This window comes from Microbacterium sp. C23T, assembly GCF_053345975.1.
On the sequence record NZ_JBKFBD010000009.1, the window covers coordinates 46,601 to 65,846 of the forward strand.

Annotated in this window: 19 protein-coding genes and 1 riboswitch; of the genes, 15 read left to right on the forward strand and 4 right to left on the reverse strand. The window is 70.6% G+C overall.

All coding sequences use genetic code 11. The annotated features are described in order from the left end of the window. The first annotated feature begins 37 nt into the window (after positions 1-37). The 3 genes from ACLBXX_RS06875 to ACLBXX_RS06885 are packed head-to-tail and all read left to right on the forward strand — an operon-like array spanning position 38 to position 2,709. The gene (locus ACLBXX_RS06875) at positions 38-1,333 is read left to right on the forward strand and encodes an enolase C-terminal domain-like protein (RefSeq protein WP_447657420.1); all 1,296 of its coding nucleotides are present in this window, start codon (positions 38-40) and stop codon (positions 1,331-1,333) included. Then, a complete protein-coding gene (locus ACLBXX_RS06880) occupies positions 1,320-2,282 on the forward strand; it encodes an aldo/keto reductase (protein WP_447657421.1) in 963 nt (320 codons plus the stop codon). The genes ACLBXX_RS06875 and ACLBXX_RS06880 overlap by 14 nt, the downstream gene beginning before the upstream one ends. A gap of 13 nt (positions 2,283-2,295) precedes the next feature. Further along, a complete protein-coding gene (locus tag ACLBXX_RS06885; protein ID WP_447657422.1) occupies positions 2,296-2,709 on the forward strand; it encodes an RbsD/FucU family protein in 414 nt (137 codons plus the stop codon). Positions 2,710-2,727: 18 nt separating this feature from the next. Here the strand turns inward: ACLBXX_RS06885 and ACLBXX_RS06890 are convergent, their stop codons facing one another. Next, positions 2,728-4,377: a D-alanyl-D-alanine carboxypeptidase family protein gene (locus tag ACLBXX_RS06890; protein ID WP_447657423.1), complete on the reverse strand. Its 1,650-nt coding sequence runs from the start codon at positions 4,375-4,377 to the stop codon at positions 2,728-2,730. Positions 4,378-4,414: 37 nt separating this feature from the next. Further along, positions 4,415-4,524: riboswitch (TPP riboswitch) on the forward strand. Between ACLBXX_RS06890 and ACLBXX_RS06895 the strand changes: the two genes are divergently transcribed. The 3 genes from ACLBXX_RS06895 to ACLBXX_RS06905 all read left to right on the forward strand — a co-directional run bounded on the left by ACLBXX_RS06895 (position 4,517) and on the right by ACLBXX_RS06905 (position 7,435). Further along, positions 4,517-5,161: an ECF transporter S component gene (locus tag ACLBXX_RS06895; RefSeq protein WP_375870585.1), complete on the forward strand. Its 645-nt coding sequence runs from the start codon at positions 4,517-4,519 to the stop codon at positions 5,159-5,161. (Overlaps the previous riboswitch by 8 nt.) A 1-nt stretch (position 5,162) precedes the next feature. Next, the gene (locus ACLBXX_RS06900; RefSeq protein ID WP_447657424.1) at positions 5,163-6,638 is read left to right on the forward strand and encodes an ABC transporter ATP-binding protein; all 1,476 of its coding nucleotides are present in this window, start codon (positions 5,163-5,165) and stop codon (positions 6,636-6,638) included. Continuing rightward, complete coding sequence (locus ACLBXX_RS06905; protein ID WP_447657425.1) at positions 6,635-7,435, forward strand: energy-coupling factor transporter transmembrane component T family protein; 801 nt, start codon at positions 6,635-6,637, stop codon at positions 7,433-7,435. Before ACLBXX_RS06900 ends, ACLBXX_RS06905 begins: the two co-directional genes overlap by 4 nt. A gap of 12 nt (positions 7,436-7,447) precedes the next feature. Here the strand turns inward: ACLBXX_RS06905 and ACLBXX_RS06910 are convergent, their stop codons facing one another. Genes ACLBXX_RS06910 through ACLBXX_RS06920 form a run of 3 tightly spaced genes read right to left on the reverse strand, consistent with a single transcriptional unit; the run spans position 7,448 to position 9,046 of the window. Next, entirely contained in the window at positions 7,448-7,954 is a 507-nt protein-coding gene (locus ACLBXX_RS06910; protein ID WP_447657426.1) for an SRPBCC domain-containing protein, read from the reverse strand. Next, the gene (locus ACLBXX_RS06915; RefSeq protein ID WP_447657427.1) at positions 7,951-8,676 is read right to left on the reverse strand and encodes a phosphotransferase; all 726 of its coding nucleotides are present in this window, start codon (positions 8,674-8,676) and stop codon (positions 7,951-7,953) included. The genes ACLBXX_RS06910 and ACLBXX_RS06915 overlap by 4 nt, the downstream gene beginning before the upstream one ends. A 19-nt stretch (positions 8,677-8,695) precedes the next feature. After that, positions 8,696-9,046 carry a DUF488 domain-containing protein gene (locus ACLBXX_RS06920; protein ID WP_447657428.1) on the reverse strand — a complete coding sequence of 117 codons (351 nt, stop codon included), beginning with the start codon at positions 9,044-9,046 and terminating at the stop codon, positions 8,696-8,698. Positions 9,047-9,102: 56 nt separating this feature from the next. Between ACLBXX_RS06920 and ACLBXX_RS06925 the strand changes: the two genes are divergently transcribed. The 9 genes from ACLBXX_RS06925 to ACLBXX_RS06965 all read left to right on the forward strand — a co-directional run bounded on the left by ACLBXX_RS06925 (position 9,103) and on the right by ACLBXX_RS06965 (position 19,245). Continuing rightward, positions 9,103-9,618 (forward strand): hypothetical protein, encoded by a 516-nt coding sequence (locus ACLBXX_RS06925; protein ID WP_387141346.1) that lies wholly within the window; start codon positions 9,103-9,105, stop codon positions 9,616-9,618. 120 nt (positions 9,619-9,738) lie between these two features. Further along, on the forward strand, positions 9,739-10,500 hold the full coding sequence (locus tag ACLBXX_RS06930) for an SDR family NAD(P)-dependent oxidoreductase (RefSeq protein ID WP_447657429.1): 762 nt from the start codon (positions 9,739-9,741) through the stop codon (positions 10,498-10,500). A 9-nt stretch (positions 10,501-10,509) separates the two neighbouring features. Then, complete coding sequence (locus ACLBXX_RS06935; protein ID WP_447657430.1) at positions 10,510-11,286, forward strand: enoyl-CoA hydratase/isomerase family protein; 777 nt, start codon at positions 10,510-10,512, stop codon at positions 11,284-11,286. 24 nt (positions 11,287-11,310) lie between these two features. Beyond that, on the forward strand, positions 11,311-12,150 hold the full coding sequence (locus ACLBXX_RS06940) for an SDR family oxidoreductase (RefSeq protein ID WP_447657431.1): 840 nt from the start codon (positions 11,311-11,313) through the stop codon (positions 12,148-12,150). 122 nt (positions 12,151-12,272) lie between these two features. After that, entirely contained in the window at positions 12,273-12,659 is a 387-nt protein-coding gene (locus ACLBXX_RS06945; RefSeq protein WP_447657432.1) for a VOC family protein, read from the forward strand. A 367-nt stretch (positions 12,660-13,026) separates the two neighbouring features. Next, positions 13,027-14,328 (forward strand): ABC transporter substrate-binding protein, encoded by a 1,302-nt coding sequence (locus tag ACLBXX_RS06950; protein ID WP_447657433.1) that lies wholly within the window; start codon positions 13,027-13,029, stop codon positions 14,326-14,328. Between the two features lie 87 nt (positions 14,329-14,415). Continuing rightward, positions 14,416-15,387: a carbohydrate ABC transporter permease gene (locus ACLBXX_RS06955; RefSeq protein WP_447657434.1), complete on the forward strand. Its 972-nt coding sequence runs from the start codon at positions 14,416-14,418 to the stop codon at positions 15,385-15,387. Continuing rightward, entirely contained in the window at positions 15,371-16,189 is an 819-nt protein-coding gene (locus ACLBXX_RS06960; protein ID WP_447657435.1) for a carbohydrate ABC transporter permease, read from the forward strand. The genes ACLBXX_RS06955 and ACLBXX_RS06960 overlap by 17 nt, the downstream gene beginning before the upstream one ends. After that, a complete protein-coding gene (locus ACLBXX_RS06965) occupies positions 16,186-19,245 on the forward strand; it encodes a glycoside hydrolase family 2 TIM barrel-domain containing protein (RefSeq protein WP_447657436.1) in 3,060 nt (1,019 codons plus the stop codon). Before ACLBXX_RS06960 ends, ACLBXX_RS06965 begins: the two co-directional genes overlap by 4 nt. Position 19,246 lies beyond the last annotated feature (1 nt).

A 19,246-nucleotide genomic window follows, 5' to 3' on the forward strand; every position in this document is an offset into this window, starting at 1 on the left:
TCGACTCCCCGAACCGCGAACCGCTGGAGAACGCCCCGTGAGCCGCATCGTCGCCTTCGAGACGACAGACATCCGATTCCCCACGTCACTGAGCCTCGACGGCTCCGACGCGATGAACCCCGATCCCGACTACTCGGCTGCCTACCTCCGTATCGTGACGGATGCTGCGGACCGAGTCTCGGGACACGCCTTCGTGTTCACGATCGGGCGCGGAAACGACGTCCAGGTCGCCGCGCTCGACGCGCTCGCCGCGCACCTCGTCGGGCGCGAGCTCGAGCCGCTCCTCGACGACATGGGTGCGATCAACCGCGAGCTCATCGGCGACTCGCAGCTGCGCTGGCTCGGCCCCGAGAAGGGCGTCATGCACATGGCGATCGGTGCGGTCGTCAACGCGCTGTGGGACATCAAGGCCAAGCGCGCCGGACTCCCGCTGTGGCAGCTGCTGTCGCGCATGAGCCCCGAGGAGCTCGTCGCGCTCGTCGACTTCCGCTACCTCACGAACGCCCTCACGCCCGAAGACGCGCTGCAGATCCTCCGCGACGCCGAGCCCGGTCGGGCCGAGCGCGAGCGCGAGCTGCTCGCCACCGGCTACCCCGCGTACACGACGAGCCCCGGCTGGCTGGGCTACTCGGACGAGAAGCTCGCGCGCCTGTGCCGGGAGGCGATCGCCGACGGCTTCGGCCAGATCAAGCTCAAGGTCGGCGCCGACCTCGATGACGACATCCGTCGCCTCCGCGTCGCGCGCGAGGTCTGCGGCGAGGGCTTCCCGATCGCGATCGACGCCAACCAGCGCTGGGAGGTGTCCGAGGCGATCGCATGGGTGAACGCGCTCGCCGAGTTCGAGCCCGCGTGGATCGAAGAGCCCACGAGCCCCGATGACGTGCTCGGCCACGCCGAGATCGCGCGCGGCATCGCGCCGGTGCGCGTGGCGACGGGGGAGCACGCGCAGAACCGCGTGATCTTCAAGCAGCTGCTGCAGGCCGGCGCGATCTCGGTCATGCAGATCGACGCGGCGCGCGTCGGCGGCGTCAACGAGAACATCGCCAACCTGCTCCTGGCGGCCAAGTTCGGCATTCCGGTGTGCCCGCACGCGGGCGGCGTCGGTCTCTGCGAGGCCGTGCAGCACCTCTCGATGTTCGACTTCGTGGCCGTCACCGGCACCCGCGAAGGTCGCATGATCGAGTACGTCGACCACCTCCATGAGCACTTCGTCGTGCCGACCGAGGTCCGCGGCGGCGTGTACGTGGCACCGACGGTGCCCGGCACCGGCATGGAGATGAAGGCGGCCAGCCGCGCCGAGTACGAGTTCGGGACGACGGATGCCGCGGCCTGAACTCCCCGCGCTGACGCGGCTCGGGTACGGCGCGGCGAACGTCGGCAACCTCTTCCGTGAACTCAGCGACGACCAGGCCTGGGCCATCCTCGACGCGGCGTGGGAGAGCGGCATCCGCTACTACGACACCGCTCCCCACTACGGGCTGGGGCTGTCGGAGCGGCGCCTGGGCGCGTTCCTGCGGACCAAGCCGCGCGACGAGTTCGTGATCTCGACGAAGGCCGGGCGTCTGCTCCGCCCCAACCCCGATGACGACGGGGGCCTCGACCTCGCCGCCGACTTCCACGTGCCGACGGCGCTGCGCCGCGAATGGGACTTCTCCGAGGCGGGCGTCCGCGCGAGCCTCGGGGAATCCCTGGAGCGCCTCGGCCTCGATCGCGTCGACGTGCTCTACCTGCACGATCCCGAGCGCCACGATCTCGACCTCGCGCTGCGCGAGGCGTTCCCCGCCCTCGAGCAGCTGCGCGCCGACGGTGCGGTCGACGCGATCGGCATCGGCTCCATGGTGAGCGACGCGCTCGCCGCCGCCGTCGAGAGCGCCGATCTCGACCTCATCATGATCGCCGGGCGCTACACGCTCCTCGAGCAGCCCGCAGCAGTCGCCGTGCTTCCCGCGTGTCACGAGCGCGGGACGGGGGTGGTGGCGGCATCCGTCTTCAACTCGGGACTTCTCGCGAAGGACGAGCCGGAGCGCTCCGACCGGTACGAGTACGGACGGATGCCGGAGCCGCTGTGGGAGCGTCTGCAGGCGATCCTCGCCGTGTGCCGCGCGCACGACGTGCCGCTGCCCGCTGCGGCGGTGCAGTTCGCACTGCGCGACACCGCGGTGCGCTCGGTCGTGGTGGGTGGCAGTCGCCCCGAGCAGCTGCGCCGGAACGCCGAGCTCATGGCGATCGACATCCCCGCCGCGCTGTGGGACGATCTGGCCGCCGACGGCCTCATCCGCTGACGAAGGGATCTTCATGCTCGAGGGCATCAACCCCCTGCTGACCGGGGAGCTGCTGCTCCACCTGGACCGCATGGGCCACTCCGACGCGGTCGTGATCGCCGACGCGCACTTCCCGGCGTGGGCCATCGGTGCACGCGTCATCGATCTGCCGGGAACGACGACGCCCGAGGTGCTGGCGGCCGTGCGCAGCGTGGTGCCGCTCGACGACGCACCCGCGCTGGATCTCATGGCGTCGGCCGACGGCGAGGTGCTCGACGTGCAGCGCGAGCTCGCCGCCGCAGCGGGCGTCGACGATCCGCGCTACGTCGACCGGTTCGAGTACTACGTGCTCGCGAAGACCGCGTACGTCATCGTGCGCACCGGCGAGACGCGCAAATACGGCAACGCGCTGCTGCGGAAGGGCGTCGTCGGGCACCCGTCCGCCTGAGCGGGTCTCTGCGGCGGCTCAGCCGTTGAGGCCGAAGAGGTCCAGCGGGTGCGTGAGGCGCCACCACGGCGACGGATCGGTGATCTCGGCAGCGAGCTTCAGGTCGACGGTGGTGGCGTCGAGCGGTCCGGTCACACTGAGCGAGCCGACGACATCGCCGGCGTCGCGGCTGTCACCGAGGTCGTAGGTGGTCGCGACGGTACCGCTGCCGCCGTTCCAGAGGATCACCGAGGCGTCTCCGGACGTGACGATGTCGACCTTGTCGCCCCACAGCGTCTCGACCTGGCCGGCCACGGTGCTCGCCGTCACGGAGGGCTTGGGCTGCAGCTCCGCCTCCATCTGCGCATACAGCGCGCGGGACGCGGCGAGTCGGGCCTCGTCGTTCGGCTGACCCAGCACCGACGCGTAGAGGCGCACGGTCTTGTCGCCGATCGTGACGTCCTTCGCCGAGAGCAGGTTCCAGGCGTCCAGCGTGCCGGTCTTGAGGCCCACGACGCCCGGATCGGCGAGGAGGCCGTTCGTGTTCTCGACGTGCCCGGCGCCCGGGAGGTCGACGGACTGCTTCGCGACGATCTCGGCGATGACCGGGTTGGCGAGCGCCTTCTGCGCGAGCGTCACGAGGGCCTCGGGGCTCGCGGCGTTGCGCGAGTCCATGCCGGTGGGTTCGCGGACGGTGATCCCGGGAACGCCGTGGGCGGTGAGCCAGGAGTTGGCGGCGGAGGCGTAGACGGCGTCGGAGGGCCAGATGCCCTGGGCCAGCCGGTCGGCATAGTTGTTCGCCGAGCCGATGAGCATGCCCTCGAGCATCTGGTACTCGGTGAGGGAGCCGCCTACGGGAACGTCGAGCGCGGACTCGCCGCCTGCGCGGTACTGCCAGTAGCGCGAGCGGTCCGCCGACGTGAAGCGGTACTCCGGCCCCTGCTCGCCCACGGCGAGCGGCATCTCCTCGAGCACGACCAGCGCGGTCACGATCTTGGTGATGCTGGCGATCGCGTCGGGGTCGGCCGTGGAGGCGAGCGTTCCGGGGATGCCGGCGACCGCCTCGGCCGCGCTGCCCTCGGCCGGCCACGCGGGCGCGGCGGCGGGCGCCGCGATCGGCTGCACCTCCATCGCGGTGACGGTGGGCGCGACGGCGTGCAGCGGCCACAGCAGGGTCGTCGCCGCGTACGCGCCGACGACCGCCGCGATCGCGAGCGTGGGCACCACGACGGCGGCGCGGAACGGGGAGCGGCGCGGGGCGTCGGAGAGGAGGTCGGTCTCGACCGCCACGTACGGGGTCGCGGCCGCGGTCAGATCGGCGGGGGCGGCGCCGTGCTCGACGACCGTTTCGTCGACCCAGGCCAGCGCGGTGTGTCCGCCGGCGACCTCGGTGGGTGTCGGCGCGGTGGTGATCGTCGGAAGCGCGAAGTCGGACGGCTCGACGAGCTCCGCGGGGTTCCACGTCGCAACCGACGGCACGTCGGCGACGGGCACCGTCGCGATCGTCGGAGCGACCGCGGTCACGTCCACCGGAGCGGTGCTCGACGGCGGGTACACGGCATCCGTTTCACCCGTCTGGATCGTGAGGATGCCGCCGTCGGGCGCGTCTTCGGAACCCGAAACCGGGACGGCACCGGTCTGCGCGCGTCGCGCGCGACGCGTGGGTGCAGGGGTGTCGTCCGAAGTCACCCCCCCAAAATACCTGCTGAACCGGCGGTATACTCGTCGCCAACACCACGGGAGTCCGGTGAGCCGGGCTGAGAGGAAGCGATCCACGCTTCGACCGTCGAACCTGATCCGGATCATGCCGGCGCAGGGAGGAGCAAACATGCACGCGTCCACGTCCGCATCCACCCCCGTTGCGGCTCACTCGAAGGCCCCGCGGAGCCTCCGCTGGCGGGTCGTCGACATCGTCGTCGCCGCGGTGCTCGGCGTCGCGATCGGCCTGGTCTTCTGGGCCTGGAACACCATCGGCGGCACCTGGTTCGTCGCCATGGACGGCCTCACCCCCGGCCTCGGCGGCATCGCCGTCGGCATCTGGCTCATCGGCGGCGTCATCGGCGGCCTCGTCATCCGCAAGCCGGGCGCCGCGCTGCTCGTCGAGGTGATCGCCGCGCTCGTGTCGATGCTCATCGGCAACGTGTGGGGCGTCTCGACGCTCTTCTCGGGCATCGTGCAGGGCCTCGGCGCCGAGCTCGTGTTCGCGATCTTCCTCTACCGCCGCTTCACGCTGCCCGTCGCGATGCTCGCCGGCGTCGGCGCCGCGGTGGGCGCCTGGGTGTTCGAGCTGTTCTACGGCAGCTCGCCGAACATCCTGAAGACCCTCGAGTTCAACGTGATCTACCTGGTGTCGCTGGCGGTCTCGGGCGCGCTGCTCGCGGGCCTCGTCGGCTGGATCGCCGTGCGCGGGCTCGCCGCGACCGGTGCCCTCAACCGCTTCGCCGTCGGACGCGAAGCGCGCCGCGAGGTCTGACGTGACGGCGACCCGCCCCGCCCGCATCACCGCGGCGGGCTGGGGGTGGCGCTACGGCGGGCGCCGGGCCGCTGCCGTCCATAACGTCTCGTTCACGATCGAGCCTGGGGAGCGCGTGCTCCTGCTCGGCGCATCCGGCGCGGGCAAGTCGACGCTCCTCGCCGGCATGGCAGGTCTCCTCGGCGGCGCCGACGAGGGGGACGAGACCGGCACGCTCCTCATCGACGGCGAGCGCGCCGAGGCTCACCGCGGTCGCGTCGGGCTCGTGCTGCAGGATCCCGACGCCGGTGTCGTGCTCTCGAAGGTGGGCGACGACGTGGCGTTCGGCTGCGAGAACCTCGGTGTTCCGGCCGCCCGGATCCCCGCTCGGGTCGCAGAGGCGCTCGACGCCGTCGGGCTCGACGTTGCGCTGACCCGTCCGACCAAGGCGCTCTCCGGGGGACAGAAGCAGCGCCTCGCGCTCGCCGGGGTGCTGGCGATGCGGCCCGGAGTGCTCCTGCTCGACGAGCCCACCGCCAACCTCGACCCGGACGGCGTCCGAGAAGTGCGCGACGCCGTCGAGCGTGCGGTGCGCGACACCGGCGCGACGCTCGTCGTGATCGAGCATCGCACTGCGGTGTGGGCCGATCTCATGGACCGCGTCATCGTGGTCGGGGCCGACGGCGGCCTCCTCGCCGACGGCACGCCCGCCGAGGTGTTCGCGCGCCACGGCGCCGCGCTCGCCGCGGCCGGCGTGTGGGTGCCGGGCCACCCGGTAGACCTGCCGGTCCTCGCTTCCACCCGGGCCGACGCGCCGACGGCGGTCGCGGCATCCGCTCTCTCGATCTCCCGTGACGGCCGCACGATCGTGCGCGCGGGGCTCGACCTCGCCGTGCCGCGAGCGGCCGCGACCGTGATCACCGGGCCGAACGGCGCCGGGAAGTCCACGCTCGCCCTGACGCTCGCGGGGCTGCTGCCTGAGGCGGCGGGCCGCGTCGAGTCCGCGCCGGAACTCGCGGGCCGCTCCGGTCGGCGCCCCTCGAAGTGGACGTCGCGCGAGCTGCTCACGCGCATCGGCACGGTGTTCCAGGAGCCCGAGCACCAGTTCCTCGCCTCGACCGTGCGTGACGAGCTCGCGATCGGGCCGCGTTCGCGCGGCGTCGACCCTGCCGCCGTCGACCAGATCGTCGACGAGCTGCTCGAGCGGCTGCACCTCGCGCCGCTCGCCGCCGCGAACCCGTTCACGCTGTCGGGCGGGCAGAAGCGCCGGCTCTCCGTCGCGACCGTGCTCGCCGACGCGCCCCCGGTGATCGTGCTCGACGAACCGACCTTCGGCCAGGACCGCCGCGGCTGGATCGAGCTCGTTCAGCTGCTGCAGTCCGAGATCGCCGCCGGCACGACGGTCGTCGCCGTCACCCACGACGAGGACGTGCTGCGCCACCTCGGCGGCCACCGCATCGAGCTCGGCGCTCCCGTTCCGGCGGGGGTGGGACCGTGACCGCCGTCGACGCGCGCACCGCCGACGTCGAGGCAGTGCCCCGCGCCTGGCTCGACGGGGTCAATCCGGTGACCAAGATCGTGCTCGCGCTGCTGCTGTCAGTGCCCCTCTTCGCGAGCATCGACGCCACGAGCGCCCTCGTCGCGATCGTGCTCCAGCTCGCGTGCGTCCCGTTGACGGGCCTCGCAGCGATGACGGTGCTGAAACGGATGCTGCCCATCCTCGTCTTCGCGCCGGTCGCGGGCCTCAGCATGCTGCTGTACGCGGAGCCCGGCGGCACCGTCTACTGGTCGTTCTGGTACGCGACGATCAGCGACGACTCCATCGCCCTGGCGATCGCGGTGTGCGTGCGCGTGCTCGCCCTCGCCCTGCCGACGATCCTGCTGTTCGGCCGCACCGACCCGACCGAGCTCGCGGACGCGCTCGCGCAGGTCGCGAAGCTGCCGTCGCGCTTCGTGCTCGGCGTGCTCGCCGGCACCCGCACGCTCGGGCTCTTCCTCGACGACTGGCGCAGCATGGGCCTCGCCCGCCGGGCGCGGGGCGTCGGCGACAGCGGAGCCGTCCGCCGCTTCTTCTCGATGGCGTTCGTGCTGCTCGTGTTCGCGGTGCGCCGCGGCACGAAGCTCGCGATGGCGATGGAGGCGCGCGGCTTCGGTTCGGGCATCCCGCGCACGTGGGCGCGGCCGTCGCGCCTGCACCCCCGTGACGCCGTGGCGCTGGTGGGCGGCACCGTGATCATGGCGCTCGCGATCGGCGCCGCCGTGGCGGCGGGCACGTTCCGGTTCGTCTGGTCCTGAGCGCCGCCAGGATCAGCCGCCGGCGACCAGCCGCTCGTAGCCGGGTTGCAACGCGGGGAAGTAGTCGTCCCAGTTCACGGTGTCGACGGCCACGCCTGCCTGCGAGGCCACCAGACGGTCGAGGTAGTACTCCCAACCCGGGCCGATCGAGCCGACCTCGTCCTCGGGGTTGAGGCGCTGGCCGAACGTGAGCACGGTGTCGCCGTGCTCGTCCGGGGCCAGCTCGAACCACAGGTGCCACGCACCCGACCCGGCCGACGTGTCGCCGGCGAACCGCCGCGGGCGGTCGCACTCGAGGATCGTGTACTCCTCGCCCGAGGCATCCGGATCCTCCGCGGTCATGAAGAACGTGATGTGCCCGGTCGCGGGATCGCCCTCCCAGCGGCCGATCCACCGCTGGAGCCGTGCGGACTCGGTGAGCTCGCGCCACACCTCGTCGGCCGACGCTCGGAAGCGCCGGAGGATCACGAGGTTCGGCTTGCCGTCCATGTCACACACGTTCCCGGTGATCTCGGTCATGTCGCGTTCCACAGCTCCCGGTAGTACGACAGGCGCTCGCGATCGGGCTCGATCCCGTACGCCTCGATGAGGGCGTCCTCCCATCCCTCGCCATAGTTCCACGCCGTCGACATCGACGCCACGGCGATGTCGGCCCAGCGGTCGGCGACGCCCAGCGCCCCGAGGTCGACGTGCCCGCTCCACCGGCCGTCGTCGCCGATCAGCGTGTTCGGGCAGCACGCGTCGCCATGGCACACGACGAGCCGGTCGATCGGCGGCGCGTCGCGGAACTCATCGGGAACACGGATGCCGCGCCCCCGCGCGTTCGCGATCCGCCCGGGCACGCCCCAGTCGAAGGGGCAGTCGTCGACAGGCAGAGCATCGTGGAGCGCGCGCAGACCCTCGCCGACCGCACGGACGGCGGTCGCAGGATCCGGGATCCATCGCGGGTCCACCGCCGACAGGCCCGGGAGCGCCGCCGTCACGATCCATTCGTGGGTGCCGTCGCCTCCGGCCTCGAGCACTCGCGGGACGGCGGTGTACCGCGCCGCCCACCGCAGCCGCTCCGCCTCGCCCGCGAACGACGTCTCGGCGTTGCGCGGGCCGTACTTGAGGTACCTGCCGTCGTCGGTGCGAAACGTCGTGCCGCCGAGCTCGTTGAGCCAGACGGGCGTGACCTCCGCGCCGCGCGCGAGCACCCGCACGCGTTCGGGGACTTCGATGTCTTCGACGGGGATCGACACGCTCCCATCCTGCCGGGGATCAGCCTTCGAGCGCCTCCCGGAGGATGAGCGCGTGGTTGTGGGTGTCGTCGTGGACGGCGTGCAGCAGCGTCACGACGGGGTGCGGAGCGAGCTCCTCCCGCAGCGAGGCGACGGCGGTGCGGGTCGGTCCGTCGAGCTCGGCCCGGTAGGCGGCCTCGAAGTCGGGCCACGACATGTCGTCGTGGTGGAAGGCCTTGCGCAGCTCGGTGGAGGGCGCGACCTCCTTCGCCCACAGGTCGAGCGACGCGCGCTCCTTCGAGAGGCCACGCGGCCACAGACGGTCGACCAGCACGCGGAAGCCGTCGCCCGGGGCGGGGTCGTCATAGACGCGCTTCAGCCGGATCTCCATGCGCCCATCCAACCCGCCTGCCTCGCGGTGCGCCACCGGCATGGTGGGATGGGAGCATGCCCACCACGCGCGCCACCCGCCGCCGAGGACCCCTCACGGCGCTCGAGGGCGACGAGCCCGCGGTCGCGATCGGCGACACCGCGGCGCGGCACGTGCGGCTCTCGCCCGACGGGCTCTCGCGCCACGTCGGCGATCCGCGGTCGCAGTTCGTGCCGTGGGCCCAGGTGCACTCGGTGACGGTGGATCCGCCGGCGACCTGGTGGCCGTATCCCGCCGTCTCCGACATGGCGGCGGCGCTGCTCGGCGGCGTGGCGGGCGGACTGGAGGCCGGCGACGCGGCCGAGACCCCCACCTTCCTCGTCGTGATCACGACGCTCGACGGGCAGCGCCTCGAATGGCGCGCCACGCAGCACTACCTCTCGGGGTACCGCCGAGGCGACGCGCAGGCGACCACCCGGCTGGTCGAGTACCTGACCGCCCGTGGTGAGGCGCGTCTGCTCCTGGCGCGGCCCGCCGAGCTCATCGATCGCATCTCGGCGCTGACGCGCATCGGCCCGCAGATCGGACCGTGACGGTCTTCACGACGGCCCGTTAGCCTGGTCCCGTCGCGTCGCCGGCCGGTGAGCGATGGGACTCAGTCCCGCGTATGCTGATACGCGGTTCCGCAGAATCCGGACTTCGAAGGAGAATCCATGGACCTCACGGGCACCGCCGCACTCGTCACCGGTGGCGCGAGCGGACTCGGCCTCGCCACGGCCCGGCGGCTCACCGCCGCGGGCGCGACCGTCACGATCGTCGACCTGCCGACCTCGGCGGGCGCCGACCTCGCCGCAGAGCTCGGGGGTTCGTTCGCGCCGGCCGACGTCACGAGCCCGGAGCAGGTGGCGGCCGCCGTCGCCACAGCCGCGGCATCCGGTCCCCTCCGCGTCGTCGTGAACTGCGCGGGGATCGCCCCGCCCGCCAAGGTGCTCGACCGCGAGGGCGACCCGTCGCCGCTGGAGGGCTTCGAGCGCATCATCCGCGTGAACCTCATCGGCACGTACAACGTCATCTCGCAGGCCTCCGCCGTCATCGCGACGACCGAGCCCACCGCCGACGGCGACCGCGGCGTCATCGTCAACACGGCCAGCGTCGCCGCGTTCGACGGCCAGATCGGCCAGCCCGCGTACTCGGCGTCCAAGGGCGGCGTGCACGCCATGACCCTGCCGATCGCCCGTGAGCTCGCGCGCTACGGCATCCGCGTCGTGACGATCGCGCCCGGCATCATGGAGACCCCCATGCTGATGGGCCTGCCGCAGGCCGCGCAGGACTCCCTCGGCGAGCAGGTGCCGTACCCGCAGCGCCTCGGAAAGCCCGACGAGTACGCCCGCCTGGTGATGTCGATCGTCGACAACGGCTACCTCAACGGCGAGACCATCCGCCTCGACGGCGCCATTCGCATGGCCCCGAAGTAAGGAGACCGCATGAGCGACTCGATCCTCGTCACGCGCGACGGCGCCCTCGCGCGCGTGACCCTCAACCGGCCGGCGTTCCTCAACGCCGTGGGCTTCGAGATGGGCGCCCGCTGGCGCGACGTCGCGCACGAGCTCACCACCGACGCGTCGGTGGGGGCCATCATCCTGGATGCTGCGGGCCCGGCCTTCTGCGCCGGCGGCGACGTCATCGAGATGGCGACCTCCGGAGCCTCCGGCGCCGACGTGACCGGAGCGGCCCACACGATCCACGACGGCATCCGCACGTTCGTCGAGTCCGACACGCCCATCGTCGCCGCTGTGCAGGGCGCCGTGGCGGGCGGAGGTCTGGGCCTGATGCTCGCCGCCGACTACATCGTCGCGTCCGAGCACTCGAAGTTCGTCAGCAAGTACGCCAACATCGGGCTCACCCCCGACCTCGGCGTCTCGACGCTGCTGCCGGCTGCGGTCGGGCAGCGGCGAGCGCTGCAGCTCCTGCTGCAGGACCTCACCATCGACGCCCCGACCGCCCTCGACTGGGGCCTCGTGACCGAGGTCGTCCCGGCCGCCGACGTCGCGGCGCGCGCAGAAGCGGTGGCGCGGTTCTGGCTCGACAACGCCGCCGGTGCCTTCGGGCAGGCCAAGCGCCTCGTCCGCACCGGAGCCGGGCGCTCGTTCGCCGAGAACCTCGACGACGAAGCCCGATCCATCGGCGCCCGCTTCGACACCGACGAGGCGAAGGCGCGCGTCGCGGCCTTCGCCGCGGCATCCGCCAAGTCCCGTTCCTGACTTCCAGACCGAGGAGATCCCGAGATGAGCGACAAGCCCCTCGCCGGCAAGACCATCCTGATGTCGGGCGGCAGCCGCGGCATCGGCCTCGCGATCGCGCTGCGCGCGGCGCGCGACGGTGCGAACATCGCCCTGCTGGCGAAGACCGACACCCCTCACCCGAAGCTCGAGGGCACCGTGCACTCGGCGGCCGACGAGATCCGCGCCGCCGGCGGCAACGCGCTCCCGATCGTCGGCGACGTGCGCAACGACGACGACGTCACCGAGGCCGTGCTCAAGACGCAGGGCGAGTTCGGCGGCATCGACATCGTCGTGAACAACGCGTCGGTCATCGACCTGTCGCGCTCGCTCGACCTCGACGCCAAGAAGTACGACCTCATGCAGGACGTCAACGTGCGCGGCACCTTCATGCTCTCGCGAGCCGCGGTGCCGATCCTGAAGGATGCTGCGAACCCGCACATCCTGTCGCTCTCGCCGCCGCTCAACCTGTCGCCGAAGTGGCTCGGCGGACACACCGGGTACACCCTGGCGAAGTACGGCATGACGATGGTCACACTGGGGATGGCGGCGGAGTTCGCCGAAGCGGGGATCGCCGCGAACACGCTGTGGCCGCGCACCACGATCGCCACGGCGGCCGTGAAGTTCGCACTCGGCGGCGACCGCATGATGAAGGTCAGCCGCACCCCCGAGATCTACGCCGACGCGGCGTACGAGGTCTTCACCCGGCCTTCGCGCGAGTACACCGGGCAGACGCTCATCGTCGAGGACGTGCTCGAGGCCTCCGGCGTCACCGACTTCTCCGGCTACGCCGCGGTTCCCGGTACCCCCGACGAGGCGCTGTTCCCCGACATCTTCCTGCACTGACCTCGCCGGCGAATCCCAGGTCTCGCTGAGACCGGGGATTCGCCGTGAGACCGGGGGCGTCGCCCTCGGTCTCGGTGAGGATCCTCTGTCTCGCGCGGGTGCGGCGGCGTAGCGTGGGGACCATGGCGGTGCGGAGCCTGTTCCCGATCCTGCTGACTCGTGAGCTCCCCGAGCTCGTGAGGTTCTACGAGCGGGCGCTCGGCGGGACGGTCGACTACCGATTCCCCGACGAGCACGGCGCGGACGCCTACGTGTCGCTGAGGATCGACGGGGTCGCCCTCGGCATCGGCCGCGACGACGACGCGCTGCCGCCCGGTGCGGGCGAACGGGTGGGGCTGTGGTTCTACGTCGACGACGTCGACCGCGCGTACTCGGCGTGGGTCGCCGCCGGCGGCCACCCCATCCAGCCGCCCGCCGACATGCCGTGGGGGGAGCGCGTCGCGCAGGTGCGCGATCCCGCCGGCAACCTCGTGAACCTCGGCGCGGAGCCGCCCGCGGCCGAGGCCTGAGACACGCGGCGCACGGCTGCGACGCCGGCGCCGCAGCATCCGTCCGCCCTCCCCGCCTTCGGCATGCACGCCGAAGGTGCCGTCGGCGACACTGCGCGACGGCGCTGGCGAGGATGATTCTCAAAAAATGAAAATCCGCTAAAACACTGGCGTGGTGACGTTACCAGTGTTAGCTTTCCTTCGGAATCAGAGGACGGCGTGCTCACCGGAGAGCACCACGATGCGACGCCGCATCGCCGCGGTACTTCCGGATGTGTCTCTGTTCGCTCCGACGCGCGTACCGACGCGCCGACGACTGATCCGCACCACGCTCTGCACGGCACCACGTGCGGGGTGTCACGGAATCCATGGAAGGATCTGCAATCCCATGAAGCGCTTCACCAAGCTGACCGCGGGAGCCCTCGTGCTCGCCGTTCCCCTCGCGCTGACCCTGACCTCCTGCAGCGGGTCGGGCGGCGGCTCCGGCGAGGGAGACGGAGACGAGACGCTCACCGTCTGGACCTGGGACCCCGCCTTCAATATCTACGCGATGGAGGAGGCCGAGAAGGTCTACCAGGAGGACCACCCCGACTTCAAGCTCGACATCGTCGAGGTGCCGTGGGACGACCTCCAGACCAAGCTCACGACGATCGCGCAGTCGCAGGCGTTCGACGAGCTGCCCGACATCTTCCTGATGCAGAACAACGCGTTCCAGAAGAACGGGATCAACTACCCCGACCTGTTCTCCGACTTCAGCGACTCCGACATCGACTTCTCGGAGTTCCCGCAGTCGGTCGTCGACTACTCCACCATCGACGACGTCAACTACGGCGTGCCGTTCGACGCGGGCACCGCGATCACGGCGCTGCGCACCGACGTGCTCGAGCAGGCCGGTTACACCGTCGACGACTTCACCGACATCACGTGGGACGAGTACCTCACGATCGGCAAGGACGTGCTCGCCAAGACCGGGCAGCCGCTGCTGTCGGGCCAGGCCGGCTCCGCCGACATCCCGATGATGATGCTGCAGTCGGCCGGCGCCAGCCTGTTCGACGACGAGGGCAACCCCACGATCGTCGACAACGCCGCGCTCGAGGACGCGATCGACATGTACACGCAGCTCGTCGAGGCGGGGGTGCTCGTCGAGGTCAACTCGTGGGACGAGTACATCGGCACGCTCGTCAACGGCACCGTCGGCGGCACGATCAACGGCGTGTGGATCGTCGGCTCGATCCAGACCGCGGAGGACCAGGACGGCAAGTGGGCCGTCACCAACCTCCCGAAGCTCGACGGCGTATCGGGCGCGACGAACTACTCCGCCAACGGCGGCTCGTCGTGGGCCATCTCGTCGACGGCAGACGTCGACCTCGCGTCGGACTTCCTCGCCGCGACCTTCGCCGGCTCGACCGAGCTGTACGACACGATCCTGCCGAAGGCCGGCGCGGTCGCGAACTGGATCCCGGCCGGTGACAGCGACGTCTACAACGAGCCGATCGCGTTCTTCGGCGGTCAGCCGATCTTCGCCGACGTCGTGAAGTTCGGCCCGGAGGTCCCGTCGAACAACACGGGCGCGTACTACTACGAGGCGCGCGACGCGGTGAGCACGGCCATGACGCAGATCATGGGCGGCACCGACATGACGACGGCGCTCGAAGAGGCGCAGGCCAACGTCGAGTTCGCGATGGAGTAACCACGCGAGACGGTCCGGCGGGGCGGCGAGCCCGCCCCGCCGGACCGTCACCGTGGCCCTGACCGCCCAAGGAAAAGAGACGACGCCGTGGCCTCCGACGTGAAGACGCGCACCAAGACCGCGAGCAGGCGCAATCAGCCGCCGCCGCTGGACAACTACATCGGCGACCGCAAGCCGTGGCTCAACAACGCCCGCCGCCGAAGCCTCACCGGCTGGGGGTTCCTGCTCCCCGCCGCCCTGCTCATCCTCTTCATGAGCTTCATCCCGATGGCGCAGGCCTTCGTCCTGTCGCTGCAGACGGGACGCGGCACGCGCCTCGAGTTCGCCGATCCGCTCTGGTACAACTACGAGCGCCTGCTGAACGACGACGTCTTCCGCCTCACGCTGACGAACACGTTCATCTACCTGATCATCCAGGTGCCGATCATGCTGACGCTGGCACTGGTGCTGGCGAATCTGCTCAACAACCCGAAGCTCCGCTTCAAGGCGGTGTGGCGGACGGCCATCTTCCTGCCCTGCGCCGTGTCGCTCGTGTCGTACTCGCTGGTGTTCCGGACGCTCTTCGCGAACGACGGCTTCGTCAACGATGCGCTGATGTCGCTCGGCGCCATCGGCAGCCCGATCAACTGGCTCGGCCAGCCCGAGACCGCCCGGTTCGTCATCATCCTGGGCCTGCTGTGGCGCTGGACCGGCTACAACATGGTCTTCTACCTCGCAGCCCTGCAGAACATCGACCAGTCCAGCATCGAGGCCGCCCGCATGGACGGCGCCAACGCCTTCCAGACCTTCTGGTACGTCACCGTGCCGCAGCTCAAGCCCATGATCGTGCTCACGGCGATCCTGTCGATCAACGGCACCCTGCAGATGTTCGACGAGTCATGGGCGCTGACCCAGGGCGGCCCCGCCCACCAGACCATGTCGATGGCGCACTACCTCTACGAGGTGTCGTTCCAGAAGAACCCCAACTTCGGCTATGCCGCGGCGATCTCGTACGTGATCCTCATGCTCGTCGCCATCCTCTCGTTCATCCAGATGAAGGTCGGTGACAAGCGTGATTAACAAGCTCCGCAGTCTTCCCGGGTACGCCCTGCTAGCGATCTGGGCCCTGTTCTCCGTTTTCCCGCTGTACTTCATGGCCGTCTCGGCCACGAACACCAGCAAGGACGTGCTGTCGTCACGGATGCTGCCGGGCACCGCTCTCTTCGAGAACATCGCGGTGCTCTTCTCGACGCAGGACGTCGTGGGCGCGATGACGAACTCGTTCCTCATCGCGGTGGGCACGACGATCCTCGCGCTGACGGTGTGCTCCATCGCCGGCTACGGCTTCGAGGTCTATCACTCCAAGGGCAAGGACGTCGTCATGGCGATCCTGCTGCTCGCGATGATGATCCCGTTCGCCGCGACGATGATCCCGCTGTTCCAGCTGTTCGCGCGCGTCGGGATGGTCAACTCGCTGTGGGCCGTCGTCATCCCCATGATCTCGACCCCGTTCCTCATCCTGCTGTTCCGGCAGGCATCCCGGTCGTTCCCGCACGAGATCATCGAGGCGGCGCGCATCGACGGGCTGAGCGAGCTGTCGATCTTCGCGCGGATCTACGTCCCCACGATGAAGTCGACCTTCGCGGCCGCCGCCGTCATCACGTTCATGATGGCGTGGAACAACTTCCTGTGGCCCAAGGTGATCCTCGTCAACAACAGTGTGCTGACGATGCCGATGCTCACCGCCAACATCAGCGCCGGGTACGTCACCGACTACGGCGTGCTGATGCTCGCCGTGCTGCTGTCGTCGCTGCCGACGATGATCGTGTTCTTCCTCCTGCAGCGGCAGTTCGCACAGGGCATCACGGGGGCGGTCAAGTGACTCTCGACACCATCGACATCGACACCGAGCGCTTCGGAGCGCAGGGCGTGATGTTCGACGCCATGCGGATCGCGGATCCCCGCTTCGTCCAGGAGAATCGCCGGCCGGCCCACTCGGACCATCGCTGGTTCCGGACGGCGGCCGAGGCGGCGGACGGCGACAGCGGCTGCGAGCAGTCGCTCAGCGGCCGCTGGAAGATCCACTACGCGAAGAACCCCGCCGCCGCGCCGGCCGGCTTCTTCCACCCGGAGTACGACTGCGAGAGCTGGGACGACATCCCGGTCCCCGCGCACATCCAGCTGCACGGCTACGACCGCCCGCAGTACGTCAACGTCCAGTACCCCTGGGACGGCGTCGAGCAGATCGACCCGGGCGAGGTGCCCGAGCGCTACAACCCGGTCGCCTCGTACGTGAAGAGCTTCGTCCTCGACCGTCCGGTCGAGGACGGCGAGACGGTGAGCATCAGCTTCCTGGGCGCCGAGAGCGCGATCGCGGTCTGGCTGAACGGGCGCTACCTCGGGTACGCCACCGACAGCTTCACACCGTCGGAGTTCGACGTGACCGACGCCCTGGTCGAGGGGGAGAACAAGCTCGCCGCGCAGGTGTTCAAGTTCTCCAGCGGTTCGTGGCTCGAGGACCAGGACTTCTTCCGGTTCTCGGGGCTGTTCCGCGACGTCGTCCTGTTCCGCCGTCCCCGTGCGCACGTCGAAGACCTCCGGGTCGACGTCGACCTCGCTTCCGACGCCGCGACCGCAGACATCGCCCTGCGCGTCGATCTGCGCGGGGAGGGGAGCGTCGCCGCCCGCCTCGCCGGGGTCGGACCGCTCGAGCCCCGCGGCGGCGGCGGCTTCAGCATCCATCTCGAGAATCCCCGGCTGTGGAGCCCCGAGGATCCGTGGCTGTACGACCTCGAGATCGAGGTGCGGGACGCCGCGGGCGAGGTGACCGAAGTCATCGTGCAGCGCGTCGGCGTGCGGCGCTTCGCGATCGAGGACGGGCTGATGAAGCTCAACGGGCGGCGTGTGGTCTTCTTCGGCGTGAATCGGCACGAGTTCGGTCTCGCCGGGCGCGTCCAGACCGCGGGCGAGATCGAGGCGGATCTGCTCGCGCTCAAGGCCGTCGGCGTGAACGCCGTGCGCACCAGCCACTACCCGAACAGCACGGTGTTCTACGAGCTCGCGGACCGGCACGGGCTCATGGTCATCGACGAGATGAACCTCGAGAGCCACGGCGTCTGGGACCGCATCCGCAAGCTCGGCGCGCCGGTCGAGGACGCCGTCCCGGGCGACCGCCCCGAGTGGCGGCCGGCGCTCATGGACCGTGCGGCGAGCATGTTCGAGCGCGACAAGAATCACCCGAGCGTCGTGATGTGGTCGTGCGGCAACGAGTCGTTCGGCGGCACCAACCTGCGCGACGTCGCGGCGTACTTCCGCGGGGTCGACAGCCGCCCGGTGCACTACGAGGGCGTGTTCTGGGACCCGCGCTACGAGGAGACGACCGACGTCGCGAGCCAGATGTACACCCCCGCCGCGGAGGTGGAGGATTACCTGCGCCACCGCCGCGACAAGCCGTTCATCCTGTGCGAGTACGCCCACGCCATGGGCAACTCGTTCGGCGCCGTCGACGAGTACATCGAGCTGGCCTACCGCGAGCCGCTGTTCCAGGGCGGGTTCATCTGGGACTTCGCCGACCAGGCGATCGCCCTGACCGACCGCTACGGCAAGGAGTACTACGGGTACGGCGGCGACTTCGGCGACTCCCCGAACGACGCCGAGTTCTGCGGCAACGGCATCTTCTTCACCGACCACTCGCCGACGCCGAAGCTCCAGGAGGTCGCATACCTCTACCAGGGCTTCAAGATCCGCATCGACGACGACGGCTTCACGGTGCACAACCGACTGGTCTCGACGTCCAGCGCCGCGTACCGGTGCGTCATCACGCTCTCGCGCGAGGGACGGATGCTGCGCCGCGAAGAGGTCGAGACCGACATCGCCGCCGGCGACACCGGTCGCGTCGCCCTCCCCATCGCGGTGCCGACCGCGCCGGGGGAGTACGCGATCGACGTGTCGTTCCGCCTGCGGGCGGCGACGGCGTGGGCCGAGGAAGGGCACGAGGTCGCGTACGAGCAGCGGGTCGTCCGGGTCGGAGCGCCGCCCGCGCGGGTCGCGGCGCCGGCGCCCGAGCTCATCCGCGGCGCGCACAACATCGGGGTGCGCAGTGCCGGCTTCAGCGCCCTGTTCTCGACGCTGTACGGCGGGCTCACCTCTTATCGGTTCGGCATGACGTCGGACGGCGGGCGGGAGCTGCTCACGGGGATGCCGCGGCCGCACTTCTGGCACGCGCCGACGTCGAACGAACGCGGGTGGGAGGCGCCCTTCGAGGACGGCCAGTGGCTGCTCGCCAGCCGCTACGGGCGCGTGCGCGAGCCGCTGACCCGCACGCGGGTCGAGCAGGACGGCACTGCCGTGACCGTGACGTACGAGTACGAGCTGCCCACGCGGCCGGCCACGACGTGCGACGTCTCGTACCGCGTCGACGGCGCCGGCAGGGTCGAGGTGACGCAGACGCTTCACCTCGTCGAGGGCCTGCCGAGCCTGCCCGAGTTCGGGATGCTGCTCACCACGCTGCCGGAGTTCCGCCGGCTGCGCTGGTACGGCGACGGGCCCGAGGAGTGCTACGTCGACCGCCGCGGCGGGGCACGCCTGGGCGTGTACGATCGCGACGTGACGACGGAGCTCACCCCCTATCTGCGTCCGCAGGAGGCGGGGAGCCGCACCGGCGTGCGGTGGGCCGAGGTCACCGACGGCAGGGGAGCCGGTCTCCGCGTCGAATCCGCCGGGGGCATGGAGTTCTCGGCACTGCCGTGGACGCCGGACGAAGTGGAGAACGCCCTGCACCAGACCGAGCTGCCGCCGATCCACCGCACCGTGCTGCGGCCCGCGCTCATGCGGCGCGGCGTGGGCGGCGACGACGCATGGGGTGCGCGCACGCTCGCGCAGTACCACCTGCCGACCAGCGGGGACCTCGTGTTCGACTTCGCCTTCCGAGGGGTCTGAG

What these genes read in the sequence shown, in the direction of transcription:
- ACLBXX_RS06880 (WP_447657421.1), top strand. Translation starts at nt 1,320, where the DNA reads ATGCCGCGGCCTGAACTCCCCGCGCTGACGCGGCTCGGGTACGGCGCG.
- ACLBXX_RS06885 (WP_447657422.1), top strand. Translation starts at nt 2,296, where the DNA reads ATGCTCGAGGGCATCAACCCCCTGCTGACCGGGGAGCTGCTGCTCCAC.
- ACLBXX_RS06895 (WP_375870585.1), top strand. Translation starts at nt 4,517, where the DNA reads ATGCACGCGTCCACGTCCGCATCCACCCCCGTTGCGGCTCACTCGAAG.
- ACLBXX_RS06910 (WP_447657426.1), bottom strand. Translation starts at nt 7,954, where the DNA reads ATGACCGAGATCACCGGGAACGTGTGTGACATGGACGGCAAGCCGAAC.
- ACLBXX_RS06920 (WP_447657428.1), bottom strand. Translation starts at nt 9,046, where the DNA reads ATGGAGATCCGGCTGAAGCGCGTCTATGACGACCCCGCCCCGGGCGAC.
- ACLBXX_RS06925 (WP_387141346.1), top strand. Translation starts at nt 9,103, where the DNA reads ATGCCCACCACGCGCGCCACCCGCCGCCGAGGACCCCTCACGGCGCTC.
- ACLBXX_RS06930 (WP_447657429.1), top strand. Translation starts at nt 9,739, where the DNA reads ATGGACCTCACGGGCACCGCCGCACTCGTCACCGGTGGCGCGAGCGGA.
- ACLBXX_RS06935 (WP_447657430.1), top strand. Translation starts at nt 10,510, where the DNA reads ATGAGCGACTCGATCCTCGTCACGCGCGACGGCGCCCTCGCGCGCGTG.
- ACLBXX_RS06940 (WP_447657431.1), top strand. Translation starts at nt 11,311, where the DNA reads ATGAGCGACAAGCCCCTCGCCGGCAAGACCATCCTGATGTCGGGCGGC.
- ACLBXX_RS06945 (WP_447657432.1), top strand. Translation starts at nt 12,273, where the DNA reads ATGGCGGTGCGGAGCCTGTTCCCGATCCTGCTGACTCGTGAGCTCCCC.
- ACLBXX_RS06950 (WP_447657433.1), top strand. Translation starts at nt 13,027, where the DNA reads ATGAAGCGCTTCACCAAGCTGACCGCGGGAGCCCTCGTGCTCGCCGTT.